Origin of the sequence: Microcoleus sp. Z1_A1, from assembly GCF_036700305.1 — a bacterium.
Lineage (GTDB): Bacteria > Cyanobacteriota > Cyanobacteriia > Cyanobacteriales > Microcoleaceae > Microcoleus.
This window is the reverse complement of sequence record NZ_JAUBOR010000004.1, coordinates 209834-228967: the sequence shown is the minus strand read 5'-3', so window position 1 is coordinate 228967 and position 19134 is coordinate 209834. Positions and strand designations below refer to the sequence as shown.

At 46.7% G+C, this 19134-nt stretch carries 17 protein-coding genes; 8 read left to right on the top strand and 9 right to left on the bottom strand.

Features of this window, described 5'->3' with window-relative positions; translation table 11 throughout:
* The first annotated feature begins 881 nt into the window (after window positions 1-881).
* Window positions 882-1688: a 5'/3'-nucleotidase SurE gene (gene surE / locus QT973_RS04430; RefSeq protein ID WP_333052936.1), complete on the top strand. Its 807-nt coding sequence runs from the start codon at window positions 882-884 to the stop codon at window positions 1686-1688.
* Window positions 1689-1815: 127 nt separating this feature from the next.
* Window positions 1816-2214: a hypothetical protein gene (locus tag QT973_RS04425; RefSeq protein ID WP_333052937.1), complete on the top strand. Its 399-nt coding sequence runs from the start codon at window positions 1816-1818 to the stop codon at window positions 2212-2214.
* Between the two features lie 436 nt (window positions 2215-2650).
* Here QT973_RS04425 and QT973_RS04420 read toward each other — a convergent pair whose 3' ends face one another.
* Together QT973_RS04420 and QT973_RS04415 are read right to left on the bottom strand one after the other, a co-directional pair.
* Entirely contained in the window at window positions 2651-3874 is a 1224-nt protein-coding gene (locus QT973_RS04420) for an LL-diaminopimelate aminotransferase (protein WP_333390712.1), read from the bottom strand.
* Window positions 3875-4068: 194 nt separating this feature from the next.
* Window positions 4069-4395, bottom strand: a complete 327-nt coding sequence (locus QT973_RS04415; protein ID WP_190663385.1) for a thioredoxin domain-containing protein — start codon at window positions 4393-4395, stop codon at window positions 4069-4071.
* A gap of 144 nt (window positions 4396-4539) precedes the next feature.
* Between QT973_RS04415 and QT973_RS04410 the strand changes: the two genes are divergently transcribed.
* Complete coding sequence (locus QT973_RS04410; RefSeq protein ID WP_333390707.1) at window positions 4540-5292, top strand: biotin/lipoate A/B protein ligase family protein; 753 nt, start codon at window positions 4540-4542, stop codon at window positions 5290-5292.
* Between the two features lie 267 nt (window positions 5293-5559).
* Here the strand turns inward: QT973_RS04410 and QT973_RS04405 are convergent, their stop codons facing one another.
* The 4 genes from QT973_RS04405 to psaK all read right to left on the bottom strand — a co-directional run bounded on the left by QT973_RS04405 (window position 5560) and on the right by psaK (window position 9977).
* Window positions 5560-6345, bottom strand: coding sequence for a DUF928 domain-containing protein (locus QT973_RS04405; protein ID WP_333260072.1), 786 nt, complete (start codon window positions 6343-6345; stop codon window positions 5560-5562).
* 38 nt (window positions 6346-6383) lie between these two features.
* Entirely contained in the window at window positions 6384-8333 is a 1950-nt protein-coding gene (locus QT973_RS04400) for an adenylate/guanylate cyclase domain-containing protein (RefSeq protein ID WP_333211030.1), read from the bottom strand.
* 81 nt (window positions 8334-8414) lie between these two features.
* Window positions 8415-9611 carry a site-2 protease family protein gene (locus tag QT973_RS04395; protein WP_333211032.1) on the bottom strand — a complete coding sequence of 399 codons (1197 nt, stop codon included), beginning with the start codon at window positions 9609-9611 and terminating at the stop codon, window positions 8415-8417.
* An 81-nt stretch (window positions 9612-9692) separates the two neighbouring features.
* The gene (gene psaK / locus QT973_RS04390; protein WP_333040629.1) at window positions 9693-9977 is read right to left on the bottom strand and encodes a photosystem I reaction center subunit PsaK; all 285 of its coding nucleotides are present in this window, start codon (window positions 9975-9977) and stop codon (window positions 9693-9695) included.
* Between the two features lie 133 nt (window positions 9978-10110).
* Here psaK and QT973_RS04385 point away from each other — a divergent pair, with 133 nt between their 5' ends.
* A complete protein-coding gene (locus tag QT973_RS04385; RefSeq protein ID WP_333052948.1) occupies window positions 10111-10758 on the top strand; it encodes a phosphoribosylanthranilate isomerase in 648 nt (215 codons plus the stop codon).
* A gap of 386 nt (window positions 10759-11144) precedes the next feature.
* Here the strand turns inward: QT973_RS04385 and QT973_RS04380 are convergent, their stop codons facing one another.
* A complete protein-coding gene (locus QT973_RS04380) occupies window positions 11145-11459 on the bottom strand; it encodes an acylphosphatase (protein WP_333260078.1) in 315 nt (104 codons plus the stop codon).
* A 59-nt stretch (window positions 11460-11518) separates the two neighbouring features.
* On the opposite strand from QT973_RS04380, the gene QT973_RS04375 reads away from it, so the two are divergent.
* Together QT973_RS04375 and QT973_RS04370 are read left to right on the top strand one after the other, a co-directional pair.
* On the top strand, window positions 11519-12070 hold the full coding sequence (locus QT973_RS04375) for a CPBP family glutamic-type intramembrane protease (RefSeq protein ID WP_333052950.1): 552 nt from the start codon (window positions 11519-11521) through the stop codon (window positions 12068-12070).
* 45 nt (window positions 12071-12115) lie between these two features.
* The gene (locus QT973_RS04370) at window positions 12116-13447 is read left to right on the top strand and encodes a HEAT repeat domain-containing protein (protein WP_333052951.1); all 1332 of its coding nucleotides are present in this window, start codon (window positions 12116-12118) and stop codon (window positions 13445-13447) included.
* Between the two features lie 501 nt (window positions 13448-13948).
* On the opposite strand, the gene QT973_RS04365 is transcribed toward QT973_RS04370, so the two are convergent.
* Together QT973_RS04365 and QT973_RS04360 are read right to left on the bottom strand one after the other, a co-directional pair.
* On the bottom strand, window positions 13949-15823 hold the full coding sequence (locus QT973_RS04365; protein WP_333390702.1) for a BamA/TamA family outer membrane protein: 1875 nt from the start codon (window positions 15821-15823) through the stop codon (window positions 13949-13951).
* A gap of 168 nt (window positions 15824-15991) precedes the next feature.
* Entirely contained in the window at window positions 15992-16192 is a 201-nt protein-coding gene (locus QT973_RS04360) for a hypothetical protein (protein ID WP_333052954.1), read from the bottom strand.
* Between the two features lie 158 nt (window positions 16193-16350).
* On the opposite strand from QT973_RS04360, the gene QT973_RS04355 reads away from it, so the two are divergent.
* Entirely contained in the window at window positions 16351-17067 is a 717-nt protein-coding gene (locus QT973_RS04355) for an alpha/beta fold hydrolase (protein ID WP_333211037.1), read from the top strand.
* 243 nt (window positions 17068-17310) lie between these two features.
* Entirely contained in the window at window positions 17311-18792 is a 1482-nt protein-coding gene (locus QT973_RS04350; RefSeq protein WP_333052956.1) for an ATP-binding protein, read from the top strand.
* Window positions 18793-19134: the final 342 nt, after the last annotated feature.

Below are 19134 nucleotides of genomic sequence, written 5' to 3'. Positions count from 1 at the left end.
TTAGATTTTAGATTTGAGATTTTAGATTGATGGCTGTTTTGGGCCAAGTTGGGTTTAGCGCAATTTTGGCTCGACAGCCTTGTTGATTTTAGATTTTAGATTTGAGATTTTAGATTGATGGCTGTTTTGGGCCAAGTTGGGTTTAGCGCAATTTTGGCTCGACAGTCTTGTTGATTTTAGATTTGAGATTTTAGATTTTAGATTGATGGCTGTTTTGGGCCAAGTTGGGTTTAGCGCAATTTTGGCTCTACAGCTTGTTGATTTTAGATTTGAGATTTTAGATTGATGGCTGTTTGTGGTCAAGTTGGGTTTAGCGCAATTTTGGCTCTACAGCCTTGTTGATTTTAGATTTTAGATTTTAGATTTTAGATTGATGGCTGTTTTGGGCCAAGTTGGGTTTAGCGCAATTTTGGCTCTACAGCTTGTTGATTTTAGATTTGAGATTTTAGATTGATGGCTGTTTGTGGTCAAGTTGGGTTTAGCGCAATTTTGGCTCGACAGCCTTGTTGATTTTAGATTTGAGATTTTAGATTGATGGCTGTTTGTGGGCAAGTTGGGTTTAGCGCAATTTTGGCTCGACAGCTTGTTGATTTTAGATTTGAGATTTTAGATTGATGGCTGTTTGTGGTCAAGTTGGGTTTAGCGCAATTTTGGCTCGACAGTCTTGTTGATTTTAGATTTTAGATTTGAGATTTTAGATTGATGGCTGTTTTGGGCCAAGTTGAGTTTAGCGCAATTTTGGCTCTACAGCTTGTTGATTTTAGATTTGAGATTTTAGATTGATGGCAGTTACGGATAATTTGTAATAGGTAATTCGAGGTTAGAGCGATCGCCCTAGTTGAATCTAGTTTAAGATTGCTATAAGGCCTATAAAAATTTCAATGAAACTTTTAATTAGCAACGACGACGGCATCTTTGCACAAGGCATCCGTAGCCTCGCCAACGCTCTCGCCGCCGCTGGCCACGATGTGAGCGTAGTTTGTCCCGACAGAGAGCGCTCCGCTACCGGCCACGGCCTAACCCTGCACCAACCCATCCGCGCCGAAATTGTCGAATCTATTTTTGAGCCCGCAGTCCAAGCTTGGGCCTGTTCGGGTACTCCCGCCGACTGCGTGAAACTTGCTTTGTGGGCTTTACTTGACAAACCGCCAGATTTTGTCCTTTCCGGTATCAACCACGGGCCCAATTTAGGCACGGATATCATCTGTTCGGGCACGGTTTCGGCAGCAATGGAAGGAATTATGGAAGGTATTCCCAGCATTGCTTTCAGCCTCGCGAGCTTTACTTCGCAGGAATTTGGGCCGGCGGTGGATTTCGCTGTCAGCTTGCTGGCACAGTTGGAAAAACAGCCAATGGCGAAACCGATGCTGTTGAATGTCAACATACCGGCAGTCTCACAAGCAGAAATTACCGGAGTTGCGATCGCCCGTCAAGGCATTCGCCGCTATTTCGACATATTTCAAAAGCGCACCGATCCGCGCGGCAAAACTTATTATTGGCTGGCTGGGGAATTGTTAGAAGATGTAGAAGAAATCGCCGATTCGGCGGTGCCACATGATATTCCTACAGACGTACAAGCTATTCGCGACAACAGAATAACCGTAACTCCTTTGCAATATAATCTCACCTGTGCTCCAGACTTGCACTCGTTGCGGGATTGGCAATTTGCAGGTTTTCCCAAGCAGTGAGCTCCGATCGACCCGATTGGAGCGGTAAACTAGGAATTAAGGAAAAGTGCCTCTCAAGGTCTATACCTTAAGCGTTAACACAGGCTCCCAATTACTTGTTAGTTTTTTTTACTCAAGAAAAACAGTTATGAACGCTCCCACCTATAACACTCATTCTGTCACTTGCCCGATCTGCAACCGTTCCAGCGTCGTAGGCCCCGTCGGGATGGTCAGTGGACTATTCACTTGCCCCCACTGCCATTCTCATATGGTAATTAGCTGGAGCGGTCATTTTGTGCGCGATCCTTTTAGTCTCAAACAACTGACGGTAGGAAAGATGCTCAGGCGCGAGAGCAGACCCTTAGCTCGGATTCAGCGGGACTTTGGGCTGGGTAAGCCTTTGCCGCTGATTGCAATTTTGGGCAGTGTGGTCTTTTTCGGGTGTGTGCTCGCCGCTACGGAACAATCGCTACCCCGACAGAATTCACTTCAAGGATTTTTAGAGTGGGTGAGCGGAACTGGTAATTCCCAAGATATCTCACGTTAACATTTCTTAAAAAAGATTCTGACAGATACTGCGTGCAAATATCTAGTCCTTTAGGTAGAAATCACACTATTTTAGCCATTGCATCCATCTGAAGCTACGGGTAAGCGCTTAGACGCCGTGCCCTTCTTCCTGTGTCCAAAAACGTCAAAACCCCAGTCCGGCAGGGGTTTTAACCCCTGTAGGGAAAGCGCCGTACCCGTAGGTGTCAACTTAACGTGCAACCGATAGTCCGACAGTCCGACAGGGGTTGAAACCCCTGGCTCAAAGCTAAAGTCGTCTGAAGACGACTAATGAGTTTTTCAGTCCTCTTTGATAGGACTTTAGCTATAAGCCCTGTGGAAGATCATTCCCTGGCGAAGAGTGCCGGGTGAGCCGGAGGACTGGCGGACTAAAAGCTTAAGTTGACACGCCTACGGCGCTCGCCGTAGGCGTGTACTCAATTTAGAAACTCAGCAATTTTTCTAACTGCTGCTTCCAAAATTGCTGGCGACTCGACTAAGGCAAATCGCACGTAGCCTTCTCCTGATTTCCCGAAACCGGCACCGGGGGAAGCTGCGACTCCTGTAGTCTGTACTAGCTGAGTGCAAAATTTCACGGAATCTTGGGCCCAAGGTTCCGGCAGTTTCGCCCAGACGTACATGGTGGCGGGGGGTACGGGTACTTGCCAGCCGATGCTCTGTAGCGCGTTTACAAAGGCATCCCGCCGTTTTCTGAAGGTTTCTACGCTGGTTCTGACGGTATCTTGAGGGCCTGTTAATGCGGAGATCGCTCCGTTCAAAATCCCTCGGTATTGGTTGAAGTCCACTGCGGCTTTTACCTGTCGCAGCGCTGCAATTAGTTCGGAATTGCCGATCGCATATCCGACTCGAAAACCTCCCATACTGTAGGATTTGGATAGTGTAAAAAACTCGATCGCCACACTCTTATCTCGATCCGCCTGAAAGATTGACGGCGCCATCAATTTTCGATATTCTTCCTCGTTACCAGAGGGCGGGCACGGGGGCACCGCCCCTACGGAATCGTCAAACACCAAATCTACATAAGGGAAATCGTGAACTAAAAGCAGCCGATGTTCTCGACAAAAAGCCACAGCTTTCTCAAAAAAAGCAACCGGGGCGATCGCAGTTGTAGGATTGTGAGGATAGCTCAAAACCATCATCTTCGACTGAGCCAGCACTGCTGTCGGAATATCTTCAAATATCGGCAAAAACGCATTTTCTGCTAATATCGGCATCGGATAAATTTGACCACCAGCCAAATGCACACCGCCCGCGTGGGAAGGATAGCCCGGATCGAGCAGCAAAGCAAAATCTCCAGGGTTGAGTACAGCTAAAGGCATATGCGCTGTGCCTTCTTGGGAACCAATTAACGGCAGCACTTCTGTTTCTGGATTGACTGCAATCCCAAATTTTTGCTCGTACCAAATAGCTGCTGCTTCCCGAAAATCTCTTGTGCCGTTAAACAGCAAATAGCCGTGGGTGCTGGTGTCGGACAGAGAATGTGCGATCGCATCTGTAATGTGAGCAGCCGCCGGCAAATCCGAAGAACCCAGAGACAAGTCAATCACATTCTGCCCCGCTGCTCTAGCTTGAGCTTTTGCCCGATCCATATCGGCAAATACATTAAATTGCAGTGGTTCTAAACGTTTAGCAAATTGCATATTTTCTATATTTTTGTGGATTTTTAAGGACTATTTTTATATTAGCTAAATTATTTTTTTTACTAACCACAGAGAGCGCAGAGGGCGCAGAGTCAGAGAGGAATATCGAGGAGAAAAGAGAGGTGTTAAAAAAATATTTGTGCTTGTTATAATTGTAAGTTGGGAGTTGGAAACTCCCGAATCATTTCCAAACTTTATAAGTGAGCGTCGAGCAAACCGATCAAAGTTTGTTTAGTAATGGCTCCCTCGTGAGAAAGCACTACTTCGGCATTTTTAAACAGCCGGAGAGCTGGGACTCCTTCTACTTTATACTGCTTGACAGTATTAGGATTGGGGTCAATTTCCATTTTAACCACTTTCAGTCGATCGCTGTAGTTGGCCGCCACCCAGTCTACCGAAGGCGCGATCAGTTTGCAAGGCCCGCACCAAGTAGCCCAAAAATAGGCAAGCACTGGTTGCTCTGCTTTCAGGACTTCTGTTTCAAATTTTTCGTCGTTAATGACAATTACACTGTTGCTCATGGTTCTGCGATTATTTTTTCTATTTATTTCTAAAGCACCGGCTGGCGTGAAACTTGCACCAACTTAGAAGACAGGCCCAAAAAACTGTTACTAATTTTAAAACATTCTGCGAATTATTGAGTAGAAACTAAGGACTCGCGACTGATGGCTAATTCTGTATGGCGTTTAATTCCACTGTTGTCGGCGTCTGGTAGCGTGCAGATGGCGATCGACCAATGGCTACTGGAACAGCATCTAGCGGGCAAACATCCGCCAACTCTGCGATTTTACACTTGGCAACCGACGGCGATTTCCTTGGGCTACCACCAGCGCCGATGGCCGGAGTTTTGGCAGCAGTTGTCTTGGCGGGGAATGCCTGTGGAGTTGGTGAGGAGGCCCAGCGGCGGGCGCGCCGTGCTGCACCAAGGGGATTTAACTTATGCAGTTGTGGCGTCGGGGTTTGGAAGCAGCCGTATGAAAGCTTATCAGACTATTTGCGAGTTTTTGATTGAGGGTTGGAGGGCGATGGGTTTGGATTTGCAATACGGGGAAGCTGGAAGGGGTTATATTCACAATCCGAATTGTTTTGGTACTGCGACGGGTGCGGATTTAGTTACCGCTGATGGCTGCAAGTTAATTGGTAGCGCGCAATTACGCAGGGGTGATGCTATTTTGCAGCACGGTTCGATGCGTTTGCAGCCGGATGTTTGTTTGTTTTCTCAAGTGTTTGAGGAGGAATTAATTCCTGTGCAATTACCTCTATCTGAAGGGGGAGATGATTTGATTGCCACTGTAATTGATGTTTTGAGTGCGGCGGCTTGTCGCTGTTTTGAAATTGATTTGGAGGTGCAGTCACTTTCGGATGAGGAATGGCAGGATATTTTGGAATTAACAAGTAATAAGCTGTTTCACATTTAACCTCCATATTTGGGGGCGGGGTTTACTGCCACCTTTTCGGAACAGCCAAGATGGCCGTTCCACAAGAGATTTTTGGAATAATTATTGTGGGTATACCGCCTTTTGGGAACAGCCAAGATGGCCGTTCCACAAGAAAAATTATTTGTTGTGGAACGACCATCTTGGCTGTTACTGATACAAGTTAAAAACTTGTACAGTTATTTTTATTAAAAGTTTTCCGGGCCGTTGATCCGACGCCAAAAAAGTTAAATTTAAATGCAGTACCGCTTAGGGCTGTGGCGGAATTTGAACGATCGGCTCTTTGGCAATTTCGCCCAATTTCACAGAATCCAGCAAGCTTTCCCAATCAGCCTTGAACGTTGTATCATTAGGCCGATCGCGGCGAGCGGCAGCTAGGGTGCTGAGGGCATCTTGCCAAATCCCATTTTCAGCATAAATAACGGTTTTCTGGCGCGGATCTGCCTGATCTAATTGACGGCGGATATCTTCACTGAGTTCAACTCGCCGTACCGTACCGATTTCTATCTGATCTGCCGATCGGTCTAGAGAGTCGCAAATCACTGTAAAATTCCAAGTGTAACTTTTGCCTACTTCCAAGGGCGGCACATTTTGGTTGGCGGGGATACTAACGCCGATTACCCCTGATAAATTGCTAATTGTGAGCTCCTGTTTATAAATCTCCTTGCCGCTTTCATCTTGTAGGATAAATTCGGCTGATTCGGCCTCTGTTTGAGGCAAGTAGAAAAAGAACGTTGGATAGTCGGAAACAGTCCGTCCCATCTTATTTTTAGGCACTAAGGCTGTGAGACCTAGCTGACTAATGCTCGCGCAGCCACCGCGCACAGGCCGTCTCGGTTGAGTGGGGGGCCAATTATCTATATCTTCAGTAGGCGGAATGAAGCGCGGCCCTCCCGGTATAGGGTTGGGTGGGCGGTCAGGTGTGTTTATGCTGGGCTGTCCCACAACTGCCAATTGAGAAATGTTAAGTGTGGCTATCAATACTATTGAGCCAACTGATATCAGATTGATGAGAAACTTAGTAATTGTTTTCACATTAACTCCATGAATTTGTAGGGAGAGATTCTCTCTTTTTATTTCTTTTTCCTTCCCAAAACCCGGTAGACATTAACTTTTTGTTCCCTACCTCTTAAAGGCAAAGCTCCCCAAGATTCTACCTCAAATTTGTCGGCCAAATGCACAAAGGTTTCTTCTGCAATCAATATCCGGCAAGTGTCCTCGTGCCGCTCCTTTTCGCAGCTTTCTAGGCGAGAGGCAATATTTACGCTGTCGCCGATCACTCCATATTCTAAACGGGTTGTGCCTCCCAGACTACCCACCATCACAGGCCCTGTAAAGATGCCTACTCGCATTTTTACGGCCGGTAAACCGCGTGTGAGCCAATTTTGATTCATTTCTGGCAAGCGCGAACTTATAGCTAAAGCGCAAGATACGGCGAGGCGAGCATCTTCTGCAATTTCTTCGCGAGTGGTGCGGGGAATGGGTACGCCAAATACTGCCAGCATTCCATCTCCGGTAAATTTATTAATCACGCCTTGATGTGCTTGGACTTCTTGGGCCATTGCTGATAAATACTCATTTAACCAACTCATTACCACTTCTGGCGCGAGTTTTTCGGAGATTGTACTAAAACCCTGCACGTCGGTGAGGACGATCGTAGCAGTAACTTTTTGCCCTGGCAATAACCCTGATTCGAGCAGATGGACGCGCTCTTTCCACAGGGCATTTGCGATCGCGGGTGAAGTTTGTTGTCCTAATAATTTCATCACAATCCCTTGCTGTTGTCTCGACTGCTCGTATTTATAGGTAACTGCGACTCCTGCGGTGATTAAAAGGGCAAGGGCTGGAGCAATTAGAGGTATCCACCCCTGTTGTAGGAAGAGGAAAAAGGTGAATCCGAATAATGAGCCGCAAGCTACGATCGCGATCGCGATCAAATTCAGCGCTTTTTCTAGCCGCCAAGCTAAACAGCCACCCACTGCACTCCAAACCACAATCCAGAGGATTTCTTGCCATTCATCCCAATACCAAAATAGCCCTTGGCCGTCTAAAACTGCACTGAGAATTTGGCTGGTGGCCGTTGCGTGAATTAATACCCCAGGCGTCGGGATATTACCGTTTTTAGTAGCGCTGTAAGGGGTAGAAAAAATATCTTTTACTGTTGGGGCTGTCACCCCGATTAAGACTATTTTATCTTTTACCAAGTTGGGGTCTACTTTGCCCTCCAAAACTTGAGTTATGGTCACGGTTTCTGCTATCTTTTTAGGAGAGCGGTAAGTGAGCAATATTTGATAGCCTTGGGCAGGAATGTTTTGATAACCTCCTGAGTTTGAGCGCAACTTTGAAAATACTGTTTTATCTACTAAGAATTCATTGTTTTCTGTAGCTTTATATTCTATATTTTTGCTATCAAAATATGCAAAAGCTAGCCTGGAGGGAAATGAATAAAACGTGTTTTTACCATCGCCAATAGACATCACATTACGACGCACTATACCATCTGGATCGAGATACAAATCGTTAAATCCTACCCGCTTGTCTGGTATGTTGGGAGGTGGCTGGACTCGATCGTACTTTAAGGAGCCGATGAAGGTAATGGGAAAGACTTTGGGGTTTTTCAGTTGAGTGGCTAATTCTGCATTTCCCGGTTCGTAGGGAATATCACGAATTATATCGAGACCAATAGCTGTGGGTTCCAAACGCGCTATTTCGCCGATCGCTTTTGCTAAAACGCGATCGGAAATTGGCCATCTGTTTAAAGCACTAATGTCCCGATCGGTGATTTCAACTATCAGCAACCTGGGGTCAGGGCCGCGATCTTGCCCCAACTGCACCATGAGGTCGTAAGCATTTAATTCTAGTGGCTGCAACCCGCCTAAATGCCTCACTCCCAATAGAGTTCCGGTCACGACAATCCAGATGATAGCAACAGGTTGCAAGTCAGCGTTGGGGAATAAATAAGTTAAATTTTTCCCAAGTCCCTCCGCAAATTTATGATAAATTCTCTTAAAGAATTGGGGCATAAAATTTAGTGTTTCAACCCTGAGTCACAAAGTATGCTACATCTTAACCGATCGCTGATGCCCCTTACTGATGCCAAATTTTTAGTTTTCTTGTGCAGTTTTGGCGATCGCACTTAATTGCAATCCCTGCGGATAGCTGTTTTCTTCTTTGCTGCGCTTGATGTCGGCCATTGAAATCTGTGGTTTGAGGTATTTTGCTAAAACTTTAACCACGTCGCCCCGATCGAGCGTCCCCACTACTGAACCAATCGGCGAGAGGACGATGATTCGGGGGAGTTGACGGGCTTCCATGCTGTTAATTACTTCTGCAAGGGAGGCTTTTTCGGAGACTGTGGGGGTTTTTCCCAGGGGTTTCAAAATGTTGTGCAAAGTCTGAATTTGCCATTGACTGCGTTCTGTGAAGCGAATATCGTCGATCGACACTAAGCCCAAATCCCGGCCGTTGGTCGCAGCAATATAAAATGGAAACGGATTGACTTCTAACAAATATCGATCGGCAAATTCTCGCAGAGTCAAATCTGCATCTACAACTCGAAACTCGCGACTCATCGCATCGCTGGCTTTAATTTTGAGCAGGGCTTCTTGCAGCGAAGTAACTTGGCTATAAGCAGTGGCATTGCGAATGCCAAACCAGCCAATCAGTGCAATCCACAAGCCGCCGTACTCCCGCGCTAAAAAGCATAAACTCAGACCCAAAGCAACAGCCAGCCAACCTAAAACTTGTCCTGTTTTTGCCGCCCAGCGAACGCCGGCAAATCGAGATCCGGTGATTTTCCAAATTGCTGCTTTTAAAACTTGTCCTCCATCCAAAGGCAGACCGGGAATTAAGTTAAATAATCCCAAAACGAGATTGATTAGTGCTACCCTTTCGGTGACAATTGCTAGCAAACTTTGCGGGGGAAGAACTTGAGAACCCAAACCGAGGATTAAAAACAGCGCAAAGCTGACTAGAGGGCCGGCAATGGCTACTTGAAAAGCTTGACCGGGAGTTTTGGATTCCGAGTCGATCGAAGCTACTCCGCCAAATAAGAATAAGGTAATAGAATTAACTTTAATGCCTTGCGATATCGCCGCCAAGCTGTGTCCGAGTTCGTGCAAGAGCACGGAAGCAAACAGTAGCAGAGCTATTGCTAACCCCGCACTCCAGGAGAGCGCAGGCCCCCACAGGCGGTAACTGCTGGCGTATTCGCGGGTTGCTAAGGCTAAAATTATAAACCACGAATAATCTATAACTAGGGGGATGCCAAATAAAGAGCCGATTCGCCAACCTGTCTGCATGAATTTTCCTGGGAAAGGAGAGCAAGAAAGAGTTTCTATTATATCTTTTCTCACCCCTTGCCTTTGCCTTTCCCCTGATTTTTACAGAACTCCGGCGTTACCCAAGCCCAAGATTACTCCGGCTCCGAGCAAGTGGCCGAAGCTGGCTGTTGCCAGCAATTCTGGTACGCCGAAGCCTTTGAACATTCCAGGGAGTGCCACGGGTAAAGCTGGGCCCTTGCCTCGGTTTTGCTTGGAGATGCCGTAGTAGCCGATCGTGATCGCCAGCAAATTGCATAAAATCATTGTCAGTCCTACCAGTGGCGACCACTCCGGTGTTGAGGGAGCGGTAGATTGTACGGCTAACAGCAAAGATGAGGTGATCATGTTCTTATTTCCTGATTTCACAGATAAATTGATTTCCCAGATTATAAAAAGCGGTTTGCATTAAACTAAGATTTGTTTTAATAGTTAACAATTCGTTTATATTTTGATACAAATTCGGAACGGAGGAATCGGAGTGCGGGTTAAAATTTGCGGAATCACTAAATTAGACCAAGGAATTGCGATCGCCCGCTTGGGAGCCCAGGCTTTGGGGTTTATCTGTGTGCCGGCTTCCCCCCGCTATGTCAGCCCAGAAACAATTCGCCTGATTGTCGAGCAATTGCCGGAAAATGTCGATCGCATCGGCGTTTTTGCCAACACCACAATAGAAAATATCTGTCAAGTAGCGGCAGAGTCAAATTTAAGCGGGGTGCAGTTGCATGGAGATGAAACAGCGGAATATTGCGATCGACTGCGGGAGTTTTTGCCGGGAATTGAAATTATTAAAGCCCTGAGAGTTAAGACTCCTGAAACTTTAGCCACCGCTGCTGTTTATGCTGTTCGTGTCGATACTTTACTGCTGGATGCTTACCATCCAGGGCAATTGGGCGGTACTGGTAAAACGATCGACTGGATGATGTTATCAGAGTTTAGACCGCCGTGTCCTTGGCTGCTGGCGGGCGGTTTAACACCCGATAATATTTTAAATGCAATTGATAGCGCGATCGGCAATAACTTCAGCGGTGTTGACCTTTCTAGCGGCGTAGAAATAGCGCCGGGAGATAAAGATTTGACCAAAGTTGCTCAGTTGTTTGCTAATTTAAGTCAACTTGCTAATCATTGATACAGCATATTTCATGTAAATGTAGAACGCGAGAAACCGGGTTTCTTAAACAGTATCACTAATGATACGAGAACTGTAAAGAAACCCGGTTTCTGGGGTGTAGTTCATAAACCTGGAATACGCTGTAAATTGGCAATACCAAATTCGCGCTTTTTATGCGATTCATTCTTTAGTCTGCGCGAGCGAAGCCTGCCTTATACAAGGCAGAACTCGTTTCTACAGTAGCAATTTCAACCGCAGTCTATGCCGTTTAGGATCGCGAATTAAATAACTTACAATTTTAATTGTTATTGTGGGATGGGCGGGACGCCCGTCCTTTTTGGACGGGCGTCCCGCCCATCCCACTTTCAAGAGTGGAAGTTATTTAATTCTCATTCCTTATTCTTTTATCGCCGGATCTCAAAAGTACGCGCGGCGGAGCTATCGTCAAGGGAATCGCCCTCCGGGTCTTCGTATTCCAAAACCAACTCGCTCACCCTAGCACCGCTGGGGCCGCCTCGGCACCAACTAATCATTTGTTCAACAGCTTTTTTGGAGCCTTCAAAGACAGCTTCGACGCGCCCGTCGGGGAGATTTCTTACCCAGCCGCCCAGGCCGAAATACTTTGCTTGATTCTTCGTTGAATATCGGTATCCTACTCCTTGAACTAATCCCGAAACAAAAACGCGGACTCTGACGGGCGGCAATGATTGGTTTTGCATAATAAACGGCTCAACTTACTGCTAACATCTGTTTGAAAATTTTAAGGATCGGTTTGATTATGTTAAATTTTAGCGCGATGGTGCTGCCGGGATTCCTGATACGCCGCGTCACCCTGGCTTTTTCAACTATTCCCGATGTCACTGATTGGCTGGTTGCAGCTATGCTCGCGCTGGTTTACACTTCGATCGCTCTTTCCATTGGTTTTTGGTCAGGATTTCTAAAAGTAGACGTGCAAACCTCTCGGCGTACAATTGTGGGAGTGCTCGTTGGCTGTTTGTTAAGTCCGGGCATCACCGAGGAGTTATTGTTCCGGGTGTTAATGCTGCCGCACCCGTTTGAGAAGGCTTCTGGGTTAATGCTGTGGTTTTGGGGATGTGCGAGTTTGGCGGTTTTTGTAGTTTACCACCCGCTGAACGCGCTGACTTTTTACCCGGTTGGTCGATCGACCTTTATGAATCCAGTATTTTTGCTACTGGCGGCAATTTTGGGAGTTGCGTGCTCCCTCGCATACCTGCAAAGCGGTTCTATCTGGCCTGCGGTGGCGCTTCACTGGCTCGCAGTGACAGCCTGGCTGTTGCTACTGGGCGGTTACAGGAGGCTATATGGTTAAATGTAAAAAGTCCAGCATCACTATTTTGTCGGGAGGATCTCAGTTGTGGGTATCATCGGAGCGATCGTAGGTTTTTTGGCAGGGGTAGCAGTTGCTTACTGGTTAGTGGAAAAGCGCTTAAAGAAGCAAAAGCAAGAATACTTGCAGCAAACTCGCAGAATTACTGAGGAAATAGAATTAGCTCAGATGTCTCGGGTGCAACAAGCTGTAGAATCTCAGAAAGGAGAACGGGAAAATCAGCTTAGAAAAGCTACTATCGAACACGAAAATTTACTCAGACAAGTTACTACCCAATACGAAAACCAGCTCAAACAAGTTGCGGCTCAATATGAAAATCAGCTCCAACAAGTTTTGGCAGAACGCGACAGTCAGCTCCAACAAGTTTTGGCCGAACGCGAGAGTCAGGTCCAACCACTTGCCAGCGTAGACGAGTACGAGCTGCGACGACAAATCAGCGAGGAATTAGAAGCCGCTAACAATGCTAGGATGCAGCAAAATATCCAATCTTTGCAAGCCGAACACGAACATCACTTACTCAGAGTTGCTGACGAATTGCATCTAAATTATCAAGCTCAGATGGAGCAACATTTGCAAAACTTGCAAAATGAACACGAAATTCGCTTGAGGCAAACTGCCGAGGAATATGAGAACCGCGAGGTTGAGCTGCAGTTAAATATGGAGGCTTTGCAAGAGCAATACGAGAGTCAGTTGCAAGCGGCTCACGAGCAGTTGAGAGCTCACGAAGCTCAGATGCAAGCTACTATCAGGTCTTTGCAAGAGCAGTACGAGAGTAATGTACAACAAGAAGTCCCGGAGCAGCAGTTTAGTCAGTTAAATTCAACAGAATTTGCCGAAGGTGTATCACAAGAAGAAGTTTGGCAGGAACTGTCAAGTGAGTTAAATCAAACAGAAGTTGAAGAAGAGTTAAATTACACAGGTTTTTCAGAACCACAACCCATTGATTTACATCAACCCGAAGTCGAACAACAGCTTCCAATTACCAGACAAGCACCAAGCTATTCCCTACCGCAGTTGATGGGATGTGTTCAAAGTCAGGACAAAGAAACCCGGAAGTTTGCAGCGTCTGCTTTAGGTAAAATGGCTGCTGCTAATGCTCTGAGATCCGAAGGTCAGCGAGCAATAGAAACCTTGGGAAAATTAGCTCAAGATATTCACCCGGAGGTGCGCGAAGCTGCTGTGGAAGCACTAGCAATGATTAAGTCGGAAAAAGTGATTCCGCTGCTACAAAAAGCTTTGCGAGATATAGATAGCGGTGTGGCTAAATCGGCAAGTGCTGCGCTCAATAAGTTTAAGTTTTATCCGCGCACTCCGGCGGCTAAGCCGAAAACTGTTGATGTAAAGAAACCAAAGCGTTAAGCATTTACGAGCATAAATATAGCAATTGTAAATTGCTTACAACCCAGTAGGGAACCCACATTGTGGTGTCCTTACCGAGGTGCTATATTTCACTCCATTTCAATTACTACCACAAACTGTGGAGGTTGGGTTGACGAAAGAAATCAAACTCAATTATTCGATCGACAACTCGCCCAATTTTTAGCAGACATAGCAGACACCCCGCTGTTTAAAACCGTAGGCTGAAACCTTTTTTAGCAACTGGCGATTGAAATCGCTTCTTGTATCTTCACGCATCCTGTAGGGGCGGGTTTTACCAATCATCTATGCCAGAAACCAACAATATAATAAACCCGCCCCCACTTGGGCGGCAAATCCGAATCTACATTTTTTGGATTCGCTCGAATATCAGGTTAATCTGGGTTATCGGTGGTGTGGGGGCGGGTTTACAAGATTGTTTGCGGTTATCAAATATTGTTGGTAAAACCCGCCCCTACAGTTAACTCGCGACTGATGACTAATTTAAAATCGCTGCTTTGTACCGAGTATAAGTTTGAGGTCGCCGGAGTCGCTAACAGCCATATCTAAGCGAATTAATCCAAAGGACGATCGCACCCTCACACCCAGCCCAACACCCGCCCCAGTCCCCGGTTTGTCCCTGACTACGGCCGGTTTTCCCAGTACACTATCTCCCGTTCCCAAATCCGACGCAAAATCAGCAAATATCACGCCGCCAACATCCCTCCCGACAGGAAACCGATATTCACCCGAAGCTAAAAAATAACTCCTGCCACTGCCAATATCCCCGCTATCGTAACCCCGCACAGAATTGCGACCGCCGAGGCGAAAAGCTTCCGTTGGTGGCAAATCCCCGATTACCGTGCCCGCTTGCAAGTTAAAAGCCAGCATTTCGGGCAAGGCTTCGGACTCGCTGATGCCGAGCAAAGTTACTGGTACATAATGTATATAATTTGCTAACAGCCTGTTACTCACAATGTTACCTCGTCCCAGAGGTATCGACTGCTCGGTGCTGAGGCTCAGAATCGAGCCGCTGGTGGGGTTGAAGGGATTGTCCCGCCGATCGAGCATCGCACCAAAAGAAACAGTGTATAACTCGTCAACGCCGCTGCCGCTGAATGTGAGAGGATTGCCGAGTTCGTCGCGACGGGCAATATTTAAGTTGCGATCGCGCGTACTGATGTTTGTATAATTGAGTCCCAAAGTCGATTGCCAATCGCCCAAAGGTCTGGTAAACCTGAGATTTCCCCCCACCCGAATTTCCCGAACTCGGTTCCCGTTGGGCAAATCAATATCTTTGTTGAAAATTTCCGATATTCTGCGATCGCCAAAAGCTCTCACACTGTATCCCAAACGGTCTTCGGCGGCAACGTAAGGGCTGACAAACTCGACATCGTACTGGATACCTCGGAGGCTGGGTTCAAGTTCCACCGCTAGCCGCTGGGGGTTGGTGCCGAAAGTTCGATCGGTATAGGAAAGAGGAACAGCAACGCCAACATCATCACTAAGACTGGCACTCACGCTAAAAGAGCGAGCCGATCGCTCTTGAACGTTGTAAATTACATTAACATCCGTGCCAACTTCTTCGATCGAAACCGTAACTTTCTCAAACAATCCCAATTGCTGCAACTGCTGTAAATCCGATCGTACAACTTCCCGGCTGTAGTTATCCCCCGCCTTGAGTTTGAGCTCACCTCGGATAAAATCTTCCGAAATTCTGCCCTCAACCGGATTCCCTTTTCTATCAACAGCTTCGCCTCTGGAATTGACAAAGCGAATTTTCACCTCAGCAACGTAAACGCCTTCAGCATTGCCCGCTTGACTGATTTGTAGAGTACCGCCTAGCTGTCTGGCGTTGCTGTTTACTGCTTCGGGGATTTCAGCGTTGGTCGCGATCGTCGCCGGAGTTTTTAACAGAGATGTAAAATCTTTATTGTGGCTGGGCTTGAGTGAGGGAGATTCCCTAGGGGATAGCTGCGCCCCGCGTACTTCAGCCAACATTCCTGTGCCACCAAACAATTCATCTCTTGTGGAACGGGCATCTTGCCCGTTCTGGACAGATGCTGCACCGTTCTTGACAGATGCTGCACCATTTTCAATCAGCTTTTGATGAACAGGCAAGATGCCTGTTCCACAAAACAATTCATCTCTTGTGGACCGGGCATCTTGCCCGTTCTGGAGAATGGTGCCAGATGTGAGACTCACCTCATCCTCCTCCCTCTGTGCTCTTGTGGGACAGGCGTCTCGCCTGTCAATTTCTGCGGTTCCCTCTCTAAACTGGGCCTCAGTCGGTGCGGCACTCGGATCGATCGCCCCGGCTGCCAATTCGCCGCCAGCCAGCCCAGCCAAAGTCAAAAATGCAATAATCGGAATTCGCATAGACATTAAATTTAAAGCATACCCAACGCATATTACCCAAAACCTGGCCCCCTGCATAATTAGCCGAAAAGAAACCCGGTATTGTTGAGGCTACCGGGTTTCTGGGATGCTGAAATGTCGGAAAGTTCGACCGCGGGCGATCGTAAATTGGGGAAACCGAAAATTTGTTTAAATAGCTTGTCGAGAAACACGTTTCTCAAAATGAGCCTGAGTCTGCTGCAACAGTTGTTCGCGACTATCCTTAGCGGTGGTAATGGTAGGGAGCAAGTTGCGAGCTTGTAAAGTCATGTGAAGCTGTAGGTGTGCTACGTACTCACTGACATCTTCGCGAAGAGAGCAAGCCGGGTACTGTCTTAAAGTAGAGTTCAAAGTGTTCTCCTGCTTTGGGTTTGTAGTATTTTCTAATAATCATAGACAATATCATGGTCTATTTCTAACTGTGTACTCCGTAATGAAGTTTAACCTTTGGACTGCTTTTTTGTTACAATCCTTTACAAAGATTCCTGACCGATCGGGAGTCGATCGCCATGCAGTCTCAAGCACCTGTAGAACAAGCGCACACATTAAGTACATTTGTCAATAGCAGCAGCCAAACAGCCACCTACCTCGACATCGCGTGCGGCAGACTCTTATTGATGCTGCAGAGTGTCTTAGGAGAAAAGACTTGCTGGCTGCCATTAATTGAGTTACTGCAATCTCAGTTTCGGTGCATTAGTTTAGATATGTTGGGTTTTGGAGAATCCAGCAAACCAGAAATCCGCTACGACGTAGCTGTAGAAGTTGCTTTTGTGCGGCAAGTTGTAGAACAACTAAATATCGAACCTTGCTGCATCATCGGACATTCTTTTGGCGGTTGGGTAGCATCTGCATATTCCCTCAAATATCCTAATTCTGTGAGCAGTTTAGTGTTAGCAGCACCAGCCGGAATTCGGGACGACAGTTTTTGCGGTGAATACGATGCTTTGCGGCCGCTATTGTGGGAAACTCCAGTTGTTGATTGGGCATTGCAGTTGGCAAAACCTTTTGCGAGTTTAGCGGGAAAAAGTGAGAAATTGCAGCAAATTTCGGGGTGGCGCAGGGAGTTGATATCTCAACCAGTAGCAAGGTCATTGTTAATGAGTCGGATGCAGCCAGAAGATGCAGTTGATACAGTAGAAAAAGAAATTCACAAATTGCAAATTCCTACCTTAGTTATCGCAGCAGATAGTGACGAAACAATTCGTCTATGGCACTGTGAAACCTAGGCTAACAAGATACCGGGGGCAGAGTTAGCAATTATTCCCAATGCCACTCACGGGTTGCCGCAAACTCAAGCTCCAATTATGGCGAAGTTGACTTGTGAATTTTTGAATAATTAAGAAAAACTGTGCAAGAAGCCGAATCATAAAAATTGTGATAAGCCACAAATGGAAAATAATTGTGTTTTAGTATACTACTTTATTAGGAAATACAGAATATATTGATTAGTGTATTATACAATTTTTTTTATGGCTCTTAAATCTTGTGTCAGCAGGAGCTACAGACATTTAGTGGAGTCGGGGGTATTACCAATGGCAGCACTGAGCAACTACTTTAATCTGGAAGAAATTACGACAGCCAGAAAAATTAGTGCTGCGGTAATTAACATCAGCGGCCGCCAGCGAATGCTTTCCCAACGAACGGCTTTTTTTTGCATGAGGTTAGTTGGCTCTCAGAATGGCGTAGAAAGAGCCAAGCTGCGGGGGAATTTGTTAGAGGCGATCGAGCTTATGGAAAAATCCCACCGCGACTTAATTAATACTAGCAGCAGCCTCAACTTATTGAGTCCCCCTTCAGCCACCGTCAAGGCCATGTATTTTGAGCCACCACTGTATTTAGACAAACAAGTACGCGCATATATCGATCGAATAAAAGCCTTGGTGCAAGTTCCTGATGCCGAACTCAGGCTGGAAAATCCCCACCTGCTGTACATTGTCGAAGCAGCGGGCGGCGACTTGCTAGAAGCTTTCGATGCCGTAGTGAGTCAATACCAGCAAGAAAGCGAAATCGAACAATTTGAAATCGACCTTAAACAGGTAGAACTTTATCAAGAAAGTTGTGCTGCTACCTCGAAAGCGGAAGCTCAAGCAGCCCAGCTCGATCGCGCACTTTGCGAACTAAAACAAACTCAAGCTCAACTCCTCCACAGCGAAAAAATGTCTTCGCTGGGGGCGCTAATGGCTAGTATCGTCCACGAAATTAATAACCCAGTTAGTTTTATTTACGGCAACTTGAGCCATGCGGAAATTTATACTCAAGATTTGCTACACCTGCTGCGCCTCTATCGAGAATACTGTCCAAATCCCTGTCCCGAAATCACAGCTAAAATCGCAGAGATAGATCTTGATTTTCTAGTTGAAGACTTGCCTAAAGTTATGTCTTCCATGCAAATGGGTTCCAATCGCATTCGCGAAATTGTCAAATCTATGGGCAATTTTTCGCGAACCGATAACACTAACATGACCATGTGCGACTTGCACGACAGCATTGACAGCACCGTGTTAATTTTGCGAAACCGTCTCAATTCTCAAATAGATCGTCGCGACATTCAAGTAATTAAAAAATATGGAAAGTTGCCTCCTGTAGAGTGTTATTCAGGACAGCTAAATCAAGTATTTATGAATCTAATTACCAACGCGATCGATGCTTTGGACGAGGTAGCACAAAATCAGCCCAATGCTGCGCTAAAAATTTTTATCAGCACAGAATTAGCTGGCCCCGATCGCGTGAGAGTGCGGATTGCTGACACGGGAACCGGAATGACACCACAGATAAAAGAGCGAATGTTCGAGCAGTTTTTCACCACCAAGGAAATCGGTAAAGGTACCGGTTTAGGATTGTCTATTGTCTACAAAATCTTAGTAGAGAATCACCGAGGCTCGCTTCGGTGCGAGTCGGAACCCTGCAAGGGAACCGAGTTTATCATGGAACTGCCGATCCAGCAAACTTAAGCAATTTACTAATCCTCGAAATTTATCTATTTTAACTATGTGTGGCACGGGCGTCCCGCCTGTGTTAACTGTGGCACGGGCGTCCCGCCTGTGTTAACTGTGGCACGGGCGTCCCGCCTGTGTTAACTATGTGTGGCACGGGCGTCCCGCCTGTGTTAACTGTGTGTGGCACGGGCGTCCCGCCTGTGTTAACTGTGGCACGGGCGTCCCGCCTGTGTTAACTGTGGCACGGGCGTCCCGCCTGTGTTAACTGTGGCACGGGCGTCCCGCCTGTGTTAACTGTGGCACGGGCGTCCCGCCTGTGTTAACTGTGGCACGGGCGTCCCGCCTGTGTTAACTGTG